Origin of the sequence: Micromonospora sp. NPDC050795, from assembly GCF_044456785.1 — a bacterium.
GTDB lineage: Bacteria > Actinomycetota > Actinomycetes > Mycobacteriales > Micromonosporaceae > Micromonospora.
The window spans coordinates 76,566-88,488 of record NZ_JBITGE010000004.1 but is presented as its reverse complement, the minus strand read 5'-3'; the positions used below and the strand labels follow the sequence as shown (position 1 = coordinate 88,488).

Sequence of the window (11,923 nt, the reverse complement as noted above, 5' to 3'; positions counted from 1 at the left end):
CGGGGCCGCATCGAGCGAGTGCGGCGACGCGTTCGGCGCAGCCCCCTCGCCTGTAACCCCTCGGGACGGTGCAAATGCTCGGTTTCAGGTCTGTGTTCACGACCCGCCGCGAACGGAACCATCTGCAGCCCCTGGTACGGGAACAACTCGACCGTTGGATCGCGGGCCCCAAAGGCTGGGATCCGTCTGCGCTTCATGAAAATCGGTGGGCGACCATCGGCGACAACGTCAGGGCCCTCCTACTGCAGCACGAGGGGCAGGATGGCTCGACGTCAACGCGCGTAAGGATCGTCGAAACGAAGCCGGACGGACAGTGGATCATTCAGCTGACCGTTCATTCGCCCAACGCACGGGAGCGGGCGGCGTGGGCCTGGATCGACATCGAATCCCCCGACCCCGACAGCGAGGACCCACGCGGTCGCCCCCGCCTTGCAGGCACCCCCCGCTTTCTCGCCCCCATGCTCGAGATCATCGATTCCTGGGACGGTGCCGCACGTCTGACGACGCGACCAATCGTCATCCGGGGCGACGAAGTCGACGACGTCCATCGCGCCCTCATCGACACCGAGCGACGAGGTGTCGTCTTCGTCGCGGGCAACGACGACTCGCTGCCTTCAGTCCCGTGGACTAACCGGATTGCCAACCTGACCCGGTTCACCATCGGCATGGCCTCGTGCTACGTGCTGGACGGGGAGGCCACACAGTTGCTCAATGACCGGCTCGGCCAAGCCCACGCCGTAATGCCCGGCCGACTTCGTACCTTTCGCTCCCAGGTGCAACCCGACTCCGTCGTCGACGGGCTGCGGCATCGGGTGCTGAGCGCCGAACGGATCGCCGACGACAACGAACAGCCCCGGCTCGCGCGGGTCCTCGCCTCCAACGCCCAACTGCAGGCTCTCGAACAGCCACTACCCGCATCGGTGGCGCGGGTACACCGGATGCTGGAACGTATCGCCGACGAAATGTTGGTGCACCGGCTCGGCGACGTCAGCTCGAAGCGGCCCTCGCTCGTGCCGTCGCAACCCCAGGCAGCGGACGTCGAGAGGCGAGAGAGTGATCGCCGGCGAGATGACGCCAGCGTGCAGCAAGGCATGTTGCTCGACTACCTGAAGATCAAGTTAGGGGTCGATGACCTGACCGTCGACCGGATCGACGAGATCGTGCGTCTGATCGAGGTCGGTCGGTCATCGCAGGAGGCGCAGAAAGACGTCGCATCCCGATTCGCGCAGCTTCAGGCCGAACTCGATGAGACACGGAAGGCGTATCACGACGTCAAATGGCAGCTGGATGATGAGCAGATCGAGAACCGGGACGCGGTCGACCGCCTGACCCGATCTGCGGAGACTGAACGGAGGCTACGCCACCGGCTCGCCTCTACGGGGCAAGCAGAGGTGGCCTGGACGGCGCAGCCATCGGAAGCGGACGTCTCCCGGCCGGACAGCTTCGGCGAGTTGCTCCGTTGGCTGCCAAGACTCGAGCACGTCGTGTTCACGGGCGATCCTGACTGCGCTGAGGAACTCGACAGCAACGACCCCCTGGGCGCCTGGGCTTCGAAGACCTGGGACGCGTTGTTGGTGCTACAGGACTATGCAGCGGCGAAGGCAGACGGACGCTGGGATCGGGACGTGCACGGCTTCCTGGAGAACACTCCGGATGGCTGCCACGAGTGGCCGACGCGACGACACGCCCGTGACGAGAGCGAGGAGGTCCGAACCAACCCGGCGTTCTGGAGGAAGCGGGTGCTACCCGTCCCGGCCTCCGTCATTGCGGCGGGCGAGACCTTCATGGGGGCGCATTTTAAGATCGTTCAGTTCGCGATGATCAGCCCCCGCGTGCACTATTACGATGATACGGCGCAGAGCGCGCGAATCTATGTCGGCTACATCGGCCGGCACCTACCGACCGGGCAGACCAATTGACCCAATGGATGGGGCCAGAGCAGCAGCAACGGCAGCCACGTCCGCCTATCACGATGCCCGAAACGCACCATGCTCGGACCCGTCTACAACCGTTTGTAGGATCGCTCAGCGGGACGTTGACGTGTACATTGCTCAGATGGATTGGGCTATCATGCCTCCTTCGGTACCCAGCTCGGATAGGAACGGAGGGTCGCCGCCCGTCGCGCACAGGCTTAATAAGCTGTCCATGTCTGCAGTCTGCGGCGTGGACATCTCGGATGCCACCCTTGTGTCTGGCTCCAAACTGCGCGGCGCGCTTACAGTGTGCTCGGAGTGTGAGCAGAAGCGGCACCAGCGGCTTGAGAGGCGGCGCCGTGATGAGATTTGGCGCCGTGAGAGGATGGCTCGCGATGGCTATGTGCCGAACGCCGGCCCGGTCGGTCTGGGTAAGCGTCGGTAGAGCCCCAAGTCGCCATTGTTAACAGCGGTGGACTTCCTGCCGCCTACCTGCAGTTTCGTATAATTGGCAGGCTGCATCGTAATAACGATTTATCCCGCCACCGCAGTGTCGTGTCGCGTCGCGGAGAGCGGCTGCATACCCATCCCGGTCTGCCCGCTCGAGTTGCCTGACGCGGTAGTCAATTTCGCGCTGTTGGCTATGCGGCATTCTTGAAGATTTGCTTTTGAAGTTCGAGGTGGCGACGTAGGCCCAAGACAACATCGCCGTCAGTCGGGTGGGCCAGCTCTCGAAGATCGCTCGTCTCGACCCGATTCGCTTCGGCGAGTCTCCTCGTGTAATCGGCCACCAGTTGAACGAGCGCCTTCCATTGGCCGATTGAGAAATCAATGGCGATTCTGCCACTATCGGATTCCGGTTCGACCGCATCCAGATCCGAAACCAGGCGTTCGACGTCCTTCTCGCCGAGGCGTCCGTCGCGAGCCGCGTCCAAGTACGCACGCAGCGAGACGGTGAACCTCTGGATGCAGATCGGCATCTCCAGCTCGGCACCCTGGGGACTGCCCTGCCTCTTCACTCTCGTTGCAGCCGCCAACACCGCGACTCCGACCGCCGCCACCGCTGCGACGCCCAGCCCGACAGCGATGACCTTGGAGCTTTTCCGAACTGTCGCGGCACCCTTCGAGACCGCTCGCTGCGTCTCCGCCGAACGTAGCCCGTCCTTCAGGTGCACCAAGATGGCACCCGCATGGTTCCGCACCACACCGCCGTACCTGGTCAGTTCACCGGCCGTAATACCCGCGAAGATGTCATCCGGCACGTCGAGCGGAACGTTGATGATGGGCACGGTTCTCCCCGGTCTCACGGATCGCGAGTGATTCGGCTGCCGCGCGATCCTACGGTTCCGTGTCGACAATCGGCGATCACCAGGAGAGGGTCTGTACGGTCAACGTGTAACTCCCGATCATGGAAGTAGCACTTGATGAACGACGTCATCGTCTTTTGGAGGCGGTTGAGGAAGCCCAGCCGGTTTTGGAGGCGGTTGAGGAAGCCCAGCCGGTCGGGCTGAAGTAGTTGGACGCGCTGGACTATTGGTTGATCGGGCAGGTCGTAGGCCGGGCCCCTAGCGACTGAGGCAACGGTCCCCACTAGTCAAGGACGATCTGCTTCGTCTTCCGCCTCCCCGGCCTTGGCTGCAACAACGAGGCGTCGGACATGACGTTCGGATACCCCCGCAGCCGACGCTAACGCCGGCAGGCTGGCCTGGGGGCGCTCGGCGCGTAGCCGGGCGACAACATCTACCGTTCGCTGCCCGCGCTCGGCCGTTCGCTTCCGTCGTTCAGTCCGCCGGGGCGCAGATCCTGGCACCTGACGAGTCGCCGAACCGCCGACGGCACCAGCCTGCGCGTTCCCGACCGGGGGCAAGAGGTCCGTTAGGCGCGACTTCGATGGCGCGGGCGCGGCGCCGGAGGCCAGCGGCTCTTTCTGCGGGTAAGCAGCCCTCGTCCCGCCGCAGCTGTCACCTGAGACCGGTTGCGATCTGGTCAGCATCTCCACGACCAGCAGCAGAGCGATCGCCGGCTACGCAGCGACAATTCGTGCCCCAGGGCTCGGTGCTGCGGCCGCGATGTTCGCCCCCACGCTCGCCGCCACCCCGACTACGAACGCGACCCGAGCCGACCACCGCACCGTCCGGCCAGCGCGTTTGTCCTCGACCATAGCCGCCGACGCGACGACGAGCATCCCGTCGACCGACAGCGGGAGCACGTAGGCGACCTCGGGACGCTCACCGAACCTCAACGCCACGGCGACCATGTGACTCCACGACGACCAAGCAGCAATCCCGGCCACCGCCACCGTACTCACGTCTCGGGCAAGCCGGGTCGGCGTCATCGAACCACCCTCGGCCCAAGCCGTCGCTCGATGGCACAGACCTCGACGGGGTCCACGGGCGGACATCCGCCGATGTCCAGCCGCGTTTGGACATCGACCCATCGCCGCCACCGGTCGACGGCTTCGCCCGCGTCGAGACCGGTCGCTCTCGCGACGTCCGTCAGGTCCGCGCCCACCCGCAGCGCGGTGTAGATCATTGAGGGTTGCCAGCGAGTCCACCGGGATACCACCGCAGCGGACAACGCCAGCTCCGCCAGGACGTTATCGCGTCCGGATCCCGGCGTCCGAGCGACGGCATGCTCATGAAGATCGAGAAGGAGTTGGAACGGGTTGATCTCTTCGGCATCGGCGAACCGCACCGGCGATTGGACCGGTCGAGTCGGGGTCATCGGGCACCGCCCGGCACCCGTGAGCTGGGCAAAGTCAGCGGTAGCGGATCACCGGTGATCGTGGCGGTGTGGTTCCCATGGTGGTACCTCCGGCCCACCAGCCGTTTTCCTGTGGAGGGGCGATGCTGCCGAGCAGCGCTTCACGGAGCTGGCCGAGGTCGCCGCCTGTCGGCTCGATCGCGTCCGTGGTCACGAGGTCGCCGGGGCGCGGCCCCGACGGGCTGCTCCCGGAAGCACGCCGGGCGGGATGATGCCGAACCAGGCTCCGACGGCGGCCATCGAGGCGACGACGTACGCCACCCACCACCCGAGCAGCGCCCACATACCCTGGGTGACGGCGCCGGGCAGGCAGGGCAGGACGAACAGGAGAAAAAGGTAGGCCAGACGGCCGTACGAGAGGCTGTTCCCCTTCGGCAGCCTCCGGGCCTTGCGGAACGGAATGAGTCTGACTCCGTAGGGACGACGGCGCAGCGTGAAACTCGCCGGCCAGAGCCGTCCGTACCCGACCACGTCGACCACGCTGACGCCGGACCCGTGCCGGACCGTGGCCTGACGCGGCCTGGTCAGCTCGCGCAACCACGGTTCCCAGACGACGCGTTGGTGCAGGACACGGCCGTCCCCGCCGTCCCGGCCGCTCACCGTCAGCCAGACGGCGTATCCCTTGGGACTGGTGTCGATCCCGCCGGCGGCGCTCACGGCGCCCGCCGCAGCGGTGACCCGCCCCGCACTTCCCGGCTGCGGCGACTGCGCCAGATGCGCGGTCACCATGACGCGCCTCGCGGGAGCACGAGCGGCACCCCACCACTGCATGAGGCGGACGAGCCAGGACAGCACCAGAAGGGCTCCCGAAGCCAGCGCCACGAGGATGACCTCTCCGTGCGCGAACCGCGGATCGGTACCCAGCAGGTACCCCGGCGCGATGAGGGCGGCCAACGCGACGACGCTGCCGATCACGACCATCGGCGCGCGAGCACGCCGACTCGGCAAGGCCGCTGCACTTCCGCTGCTGGCCACCGCGTCGTCCTCCCGTTTGCCCCTCCGGACGTCGCCCCGACGTTAGCAACGCCGAGCAAGGCTGACCTCCGGTCGCGGACGGGCCCTGAGCCGATCGCTTCGAGCGAGGGCCATCAAGATCTCGCTGCCGAGTGACGGCTATGTCTTTTCGCCGGACCCAGAAGGTGGCACGCCGTTGGTGCCGGACACGGCCACCCAGCGGTTCAGCCGGATGGCCGCTCGGCTCGGCGTCACCACAAACCTGCACGCCCTGCGGCACTACTCAGCCACGGAGCTAATCGCGGCCGGTGTGGACGTACGTACCGTGGCTGGTCGGTTAAGGACCTGGTCTTGGCAGACGACCCATGAAAGGGCGTTCCGATAAGCGTCACTTTAGCTGTGAGTTACCGGGCCGGTATCCTGGGTGTCGGCTACGAGGGCCGCTCGATCGATGAGTTCGTGACCGGTCTCGCGGACATGGGCGTCACGCGCCTAGTCGATGTCCGGATGACGCCTATCTCTCGTAAGCGTGGCTTCAGCAAGTCGGCCCTCTGCCAGGCACTCGCCCCGCACGGCATCGTTTACGAGCATCGCCGGGAGCTTGCTAACCCGAGGGAGAGCCGCCCTGGGTTCGCCGGCAACCTTGAAGGAGCAGCTCTTCTGCTAACCCGCAGGGCGGCATCTTGCGGGCAAGCCCCGTCACTGGACGGTGGGTCGGCGGCGGCTGGCAGTAGTGAGGCATCCCGAGTGCTCTACTGATCGCATGGCAGAAGATGAACGCTGGAGCGATTGGCAGCGCGCGAAACGCATGCTGCTTGTGGAGGAGCTGAGGTGCGGCGGTTGCTACTGGCTCGTTCTGCGGCCCCCGGCTTTCATCCAGGCAGGCGAGCGCTACCGCAGCGAGTCAAGCGGACTCAGGATCGAGCACGGCGACGGAACTCAGACCGCCCATCCCGGGAGCTGGGAAACGCGGCTCACGGCGTGGACGCTGGAAGGCGACCCAACGTAGGCCAGTAGTCGGCGTCCGCCGCCCGGTCGAGGCGGTCCGCAATCTCAAGTCCTTGTGGGCGCGCAGATCCAGGGAGCGCGCGACCTCCGCCATGATGCCGGTGAGCTGGCGGCGCTCGGGGCTCGTCGCGGGAACACCCCATACCTCGCAGCGACCTTCCCGATGCATGGTTGCTATCCAAATTCGGGACGTGCCGGAAGAGGTACGAGACGCCTTGGCTGCCCAAGCCAAGGAACGTGGGCAGTCGCTCCAGGCGTACCTGCTGGAGCTGGTGGAGACGCAGGCTCGACGTCTGCGCAATACGGCGACCCTTGATCGCTTCGCCGGCCGTTCTGATGGCACTCGATCCCTCCCGGGGGAGAGCGCTGCGGAGCTGACAGACCAGAGAGAGCAGCGAGGGCCGTGGGGTAGTGCCGCATGATTGTCGTGGACGCCTCGGTCCTGGCTGATGCTCTGGTCGACGACGGGCCGGTAGGCGACGCGGCGCGAGCGGAACTGACCGCAGATCCGCACTGGGCGGCACCAGGACATCTTCTGGTGGAAGTCATGTCAGTGATCAGAGGCAAGGCCCTCGGTGGCAAACTCAGCCCTGCCCGCGCTCAAGAGGCGGTCGACACTCTGCCTTCACTGGTTATCGACGAGGTTGACGTCTTGCTATTGCTCGACCGGATGTGGCAGTTGCGGAGCAATGTCACGGCCCACGACGCAGCGTATGTCGCGGCAGCGGAGTTGATGGCCTGTCCGCTTGTGACCGGTGATGGTCGGCTCGCCAAGGCCAACGGGGTCCGCTGCGAGATCCGACTGCTCGCACCGTTCTGACGGCGGCTGCCACCAATCAACGGTGGGAGTGCTGCAGCTCGCGTTCGGCGCCTAGATCGACGGGAGTTGAGGACCTTGCTGCTCGATCAACCGTGCGGTTCGCGTGCGGATGGGCAGGACATGGTTCACGGCACGCGCGACGAGCTGCTCGACCGCCTGGTTGGGGCGGTTGGCTGCGTCACGGTCGCCCACCCGGTGCGGGTTGCCGTCGACGGAGCGCCCGCTGCCGGTAAGACCACCCTCGCCGACGAGTTGGCCGTCGTCCTGCGCGCACAGGGCCGCGAGGTCATCCGCGCTACGATCGACGACTTCCTCTTCCCTCGGGCGCAGCGCTATCCGCGCGGCGAGTACTCGGCTGAAGGCTGCTACCACGACACCCACGACTATCACGCGCTGAAGCGGGTTCTACTCGACCCGCTGGGGCCGGGCGGGGATCGACGCTTCCAATCCGCGGTCTACGACAGCGCGACGGATGCCGTGCTGTCCCCGCCGGTCGTGACTGCCCCGGTCGACGCCGTGCTCGTCTTCGACGGCGTCTTCCTGCTGCGCCCGGAACTGGTTGACCGGTGGGAGCTGCGCGTCTTCGTGTCCACGGCATTCGACAAGACAGTGGACCGCGCCGTGGTCCGGGAGCGCCGGGCGTCGACCCGGGCCGACGTCGAACGGCGCTGGCGGGAGCGTTACATCCCCTCCCAGCAGCTCTACCTCGCTACGGCCCGGCCGACGCAGCACGCCGACATCGTCGTGCACAACGACGAGCCTCAGCGGCCGGCCTGGGAGACGCGGACGCCTTGACCGCACTCATCCCTGACTTTGGGCAGGCCGGTCGAGGGAACGGTGGCCAGTACGTCACCCACAGTCGACGTACTGGCCAAACGGCTCGACGGATCCATCCCAACCGTTCCAACCCTGTTGGGTGACCTGCCCGTCCGCGTAGGTGTAGGACCAGCGGGCGCCGTCCTCGCCTTCGATGTGGACCGTTCCGGAGCGAACGAACGGCGCGATCGCGACGTAGAAGGCAAGGGCCTGGTACGACCACTTGGGGTCGCCCTCGTCGTCATGATCGAATTCGATCCAGTCGCCGTCGCGGATGATCGAGGCTCTGGCCTCGCAGGCTATGTCGACAAGCGTGTCATCCGACGGGGACTCATCGGGTTCGTACCAACTGGCCTGTTCGGCCATGGCGGCTTTGGCGGCGGCGACCGCGGCGGCGTCTTCCGACTCCGGTAGGTGCAGACGGCCCGACGGCCACACCGTGTATCCCAAGATGGGCATCCTACGACTGTCGATGTCCTTCATGTCGAAGCCGTTGTCGGAGGCATCGACGGGTGGCACGGTCGTGCGATGATCAGCGCGAGTGCCAGGTGGCGGAGGGAAGAAGCGTGACCGATCCGCAGCACGGCTCCGGTCGACGGGAGCCGTTCTGGCAGACAATGGCCGGGATGCTCACCGCCGTCGCGGCCCTGATCACCGCGATCGTGGGTGCCGCAGCCTTCGTGCATCAGGTCGACGGCTTCGGCGCGGACGGCGGTCAGCAGACGTCGACCGGGACGACCGCCACGCCCAGTTCGGCGGGGACGGCCGGTGCCCAGGCGACTCCATCGCGTGCCGCTGCGGTGGAGGGCGCGGGCGCGGGTCCGTACGAGTTGCTGTTCACCAACAACGGTGTCGACCTCGACGCGGACCCGCCGAAGGTCGCTGCGGTCCCGGACCCCAGCATCGACATCTACGACGCCGGCACACTGATGACGAGTTACCCGGCCTGGTCCGGTCTGGCGAAGTGGGCCCAGCCCGGCGCACCACAACGACAGGACTGCCTTGCGCTGCTCAACAGCTCCGCGACGAGCAACTCCAGATATGTCAAAGGGAGCCGATACTGCGTTCGCACGCAGGGCGACCAGCATGTCGCAGCCGTCGAGTTCGTCGAGCCCATGAGCGGCGGGTGGAAGATTCGTGTGACGGTCTGGCTGGGCACCGCGAGCTGACGGGGCAGGCATTCCAGTCTCCCCGAGGCGCTGGTGCGGCGGCGTTACCGTGAGTGCGTCACACCCACCGAGGAGCGCCGCATGACCGCCGGACCGCGCAGGGCCGTACGCCGGGGTCTCATCGTCCTTCTCGTCCTGCTGGGGGTCTCCGGCTGGACCTATGTCGCCATCGGTGACCGGTGGAAGAGCAACGTCGCCTTCTTCACCCTCGACGAGGGCGACAACTATCGGCTCCGGGTCACCGGTTCGTTCGATGTCCGTTGCGCCAAACTTGAGCGGGAGACGTTCTCCGACCCGTACGTCAACTGGCGGGAGGCAGGCAAGGACTGCGCCTGGCCCCGGGTGGCTGACGGCGACGGCTGGCTGGCCGGTGGGCGGGTCGAGCAGGTCCATTCGGAACGTCTGGGCAGACGACTGCCGGAGGCGATTCTCTACGGCATCGTGCCGGCCGCCGCCACGTCGATCCAGATCACCCTTGGCGACGGGACGCCACGCGAGGCGGCCACCATCGCATCGGGTCACGACGCCTACCGGGTCTACGCCGTGTACGTACCCGATGCGGGCGACCGGGTCGAGGTCGTGTCGCTGCGGCTGCACGACGCGCAAGGCGGTGACCTGCTTGTCTACTAGCCGTTTTCGTACCGTGGTGGCCGCCGTGGTGGTGTTCGGTGGTCTTGCCGTGGTCGGTGGCCTCACCTGGGAGGGCTGGGATGGGCGGCGGCCGAGCGTCACCGGTCCCCGGTTACTCACCGAAGGCACGACCGGCGGCGTGCACTGGTCGGTGGTCCAGGTTCGGGAAAGCACCTGGGGCGAGTGTCTCTACCTGCGTCAGGACGGCGCGACAGTGGAACGCGCCTGCACCGAGTCCGGAGTTCTGCAGAACTACGAACTCAGCGTCCGTACGCTCCGCGGCGCCGCCGCCCCGATCATCTTCGGCATGCTTCCCGCCGCGGCCGCCCGAGCCGAGGTGGCCGCGGACGGCGGAGATGTCCAGGCCCGCTTCCGCAACGCCGAACTGGTGCCTCTCGAGGTGCACGGCTCCGCCGGGTCCAGGCGCTTCGTGGTGCAGGCCGCACCAACCGGCCCGGACTGGGCTGGCAGGAACTCGGTGTCAGTCGCCGTCCGGGATGCGGCGGGTCGGCCGCTCACCCCCCGCGACCTCCGGCCCCGCTAGTCGCCGGGGTGACAGGGCAGCTGGTTCGTGGCTACCGGTCACCGTGACTCTGCTCGCGGGTGCGCTTGATGCTGCCGACCTCGCCTTTGATCGGCAGCCAGTAGAAGGGGATGAACGCGATGACCACTACGAGGCCCACGACCGGATGAATAGCGCCCAGTGCGGTCCCGACGACGATCCAGAACGGTGCGGGGCGGAAGCGCCTGCTGATCGCCCGTGCGGTGTCGTCGTCGGTGGTGGAGGTCAGCAGGCGACGGCCCTGCCTGGCGTACTCCCAGATCACGTTGAAGAGGATGGCGGCCACAACATAGGTGGCCCCGTAGAAGATGAGTGCGGTGCGCTGGCCGTGGCCCGACTCGAACGCGTGGGCCAGGAGGGACGAGGCGAACGGCAGAAACGCGATCACCATCAGCAGCAGGGTGTTGAGCAGGAGCAGCATGCGGTCGGCGGAGCGGATGTGGTCGAACATGACGTGGTGGTTCACCCACATCTGACCGATCAGCAGGAAGGTGATCGCGTACGCCAGGTACGAGGGCCACAGTTCGGTGAGGCCGCGGAGCAGGTGCTCGGTGTCCTTCGGCGGCTGGATCTCCAGGACGAGCAGGGTGACGGCGATGGCAATGACCGCGTCGCTGAAGGTGACTGCCCGCTTCGGGTCTCGTTCCGCACCAATCGGGTTGCTGGCTCTGGTTGTGCCCTCGGCGGAGACGCCGCGAGCCGCACGAAACCAGCGCATGAGCCTCCCCCACGGTGGTCACCCGAGAGCCTTCCGGTTCCGCGGGTTCCCGCCGTCGCCGGAACCAAACCGGCCTGCGGGTCAGCGCCGTCTTCCGCCCGGGTGAGTCGGCCTCAGCCGATGTTGATCAGCAACACCTGGTCGTCGCGGAGCTCGGCGACGCTGTCGCGCAGCAGCCTCAGCGTGTCCAGGCCGGCCGCGCCGCTCTCCTCGAAGTCCACCCCCATCTCCTCGAAGTGGGCGACCAACTCCTCCGCGCGGTGCGCGCCGGGATCTAGCTGATCCAGTAACCCTGGTGCGGGAGTGATGAGCGTGGTCAGGCCGTACGCGCTGTTGATGGCTTCCGACTCGGCGTTGAACTCCGGCGGATCCAGGTCGATGCCGCGCTCCTCCAGATAGGTCAGGACGTACAGCATGCAGTAGCCGGACCAGTCGTACTCCTGTCGCGCCCTGCGCCCGTGTTCGGCCAGGTACGCGTGGAACGACGACGGCGATGTGCGGGCCAGGCGGGCCAGTTCAACGACGCTGTCCCTGGGGACCACTGTCAGTGACGCGATGGCGGACAACGCA

Annotated in this window: 16 protein-coding genes; 9 read left to right on the top strand and 7 right to left on the bottom strand. The window is 66.7% G+C overall.

The features are described from left to right. Positions 1 to 92: 92 nt before the first annotated feature. Positions 93 to 1,919, top strand: a complete 1,827-nt coding sequence (locus tag ACIBEF_RS05420) for a hypothetical protein (protein ID WP_396791422.1) — start codon at positions 93 to 95, stop codon at positions 1,917 to 1,919. Between the two features lie 635 nt (positions 1,920 to 2,554). On the opposite strand, the gene ACIBEF_RS05415 is transcribed toward ACIBEF_RS05420, so the two are convergent. The 4 genes from ACIBEF_RS05415 to ACIBEF_RS05400 all read right to left on the bottom strand — a co-directional run bounded on the left by ACIBEF_RS05415 (position 2,555) and on the right by ACIBEF_RS05400 (position 5,597). Continuing rightward, complete coding sequence (locus ACIBEF_RS05415; RefSeq protein WP_396791420.1) at positions 2,555 to 3,202, bottom strand: hypothetical protein; 648 nt, start codon at positions 3,200 to 3,202, stop codon at positions 2,555 to 2,557. Between the two features lie 734 nt (positions 3,203 to 3,936). Further along, positions 3,937 to 4,248 (bottom strand): DUF2637 domain-containing protein, encoded by a 312-nt coding sequence (locus tag ACIBEF_RS05410; protein ID WP_396791419.1) that lies wholly within the window; start codon positions 4,246 to 4,248, stop codon positions 3,937 to 3,939. Then, positions 4,245 to 4,637 carry a hypothetical protein gene (locus ACIBEF_RS05405; RefSeq protein ID WP_396791417.1) on the bottom strand — a complete coding sequence of 131 codons (393 nt, stop codon included), beginning with the start codon at positions 4,635 to 4,637 and terminating at the stop codon, positions 4,245 to 4,247. Before ACIBEF_RS05405 ends, ACIBEF_RS05410 begins: the two co-directional genes overlap by 4 nt. A gap of 189 nt (positions 4,638 to 4,826) precedes the next feature. Next, positions 4,827 to 5,597 carry a hypothetical protein gene (locus ACIBEF_RS05400; RefSeq protein ID WP_396791415.1) on the bottom strand — a complete coding sequence of 257 codons (771 nt, stop codon included), beginning with the start codon at positions 5,595 to 5,597 and terminating at the stop codon, positions 4,827 to 4,829. Positions 5,598 to 5,712: 115 nt separating this feature from the next. Between ACIBEF_RS05400 and ACIBEF_RS05395 the strand changes: the two genes are divergently transcribed. The 5 genes from ACIBEF_RS05395 to ACIBEF_RS05375 all read left to right on the top strand — a co-directional run bounded on the left by ACIBEF_RS05395 (position 5,713) and on the right by ACIBEF_RS05375 (position 8,253). Continuing rightward, complete coding sequence (locus tag ACIBEF_RS05395) at positions 5,713 to 6,015, top strand: tyrosine-type recombinase/integrase (RefSeq protein ID WP_396791596.1); 303 nt, start codon at positions 5,713 to 5,715, stop codon at positions 6,013 to 6,015. A 14-nt stretch (positions 6,016 to 6,029) separates the two neighbouring features. Next, positions 6,030 to 6,389: a DUF488 family protein gene (locus ACIBEF_RS05390; protein WP_396791413.1), complete on the top strand. Its 360-nt coding sequence runs from the start codon at positions 6,030 to 6,032 to the stop codon at positions 6,387 to 6,389. A gap of 416 nt (positions 6,390 to 6,805) precedes the next feature. After that, positions 6,806 to 7,060 carry a FitA-like ribbon-helix-helix domain-containing protein gene (locus ACIBEF_RS05385; protein WP_396791411.1) on the top strand — a complete coding sequence of 85 codons (255 nt, stop codon included), beginning with the start codon at positions 6,806 to 6,808 and terminating at the stop codon, positions 7,058 to 7,060. Further along, entirely contained in the window at positions 7,057 to 7,458 is a 402-nt protein-coding gene (locus ACIBEF_RS05380; RefSeq protein ID WP_396791409.1) for a type II toxin-antitoxin system VapC family toxin, read from the top strand. The genes ACIBEF_RS05385 and ACIBEF_RS05380 overlap by 4 nt, the downstream gene beginning before the upstream one ends. A 120-nt stretch (positions 7,459 to 7,578) precedes the next feature. Next, positions 7,579 to 8,253 (top strand): cytidylate kinase family protein, encoded by a 675-nt coding sequence (locus tag ACIBEF_RS05375; protein WP_396791407.1) that lies wholly within the window; start codon positions 7,579 to 7,581, stop codon positions 8,251 to 8,253. A gap of 54 nt (positions 8,254 to 8,307) precedes the next feature. On the opposite strand, the gene ACIBEF_RS05370 is transcribed toward ACIBEF_RS05375, so the two are convergent. Next, complete coding sequence (locus ACIBEF_RS05370) at positions 8,308 to 8,793, bottom strand: hypothetical protein (RefSeq protein WP_396791405.1); 486 nt, start codon at positions 8,791 to 8,793, stop codon at positions 8,308 to 8,310. A gap of 47 nt (positions 8,794 to 8,840) precedes the next feature. On the opposite strand from ACIBEF_RS05370, the gene ACIBEF_RS05365 reads away from it, so the two are divergent. The 3 genes from ACIBEF_RS05365 to ACIBEF_RS05355 all read left to right on the top strand — a co-directional run bounded on the left by ACIBEF_RS05365 (position 8,841) and on the right by ACIBEF_RS05355 (position 10,617). Then, the gene (locus tag ACIBEF_RS05365) at positions 8,841 to 9,443 is read left to right on the top strand and encodes a hypothetical protein (protein WP_396791403.1); all 603 of its coding nucleotides are present in this window, start codon (positions 8,841 to 8,843) and stop codon (positions 9,441 to 9,443) included. Positions 9,444 to 9,524: 81 nt separating this feature from the next. Next, positions 9,525 to 10,073, top strand: a complete 549-nt coding sequence (locus ACIBEF_RS05360; protein ID WP_396791401.1) for a hypothetical protein — start codon at positions 9,525 to 9,527, stop codon at positions 10,071 to 10,073. After that, a complete protein-coding gene (locus ACIBEF_RS05355; RefSeq protein WP_396791399.1) occupies positions 10,063 to 10,617 on the top strand; it encodes a hypothetical protein in 555 nt (184 codons plus the stop codon). The genes ACIBEF_RS05360 and ACIBEF_RS05355 overlap by 11 nt, the downstream gene beginning before the upstream one ends. A 31-nt stretch (positions 10,618 to 10,648) precedes the next feature. On the opposite strand, the gene ACIBEF_RS05350 is transcribed toward ACIBEF_RS05355, so the two are convergent. Next, entirely contained in the window at positions 10,649 to 11,353 is a 705-nt protein-coding gene (locus tag ACIBEF_RS05350) for a TMEM175 family protein (protein ID WP_396791397.1), read from the bottom strand. Between the two features lie 113 nt (positions 11,354 to 11,466). Beyond that, positions 11,467 to 11,919: a hypothetical protein gene (locus ACIBEF_RS05345; RefSeq protein ID WP_396791396.1), complete on the bottom strand. Its 453-nt coding sequence runs from the start codon at positions 11,917 to 11,919 to the stop codon at positions 11,467 to 11,469. Positions 11,920 to 11,923: the final 4 nt, after the last annotated feature.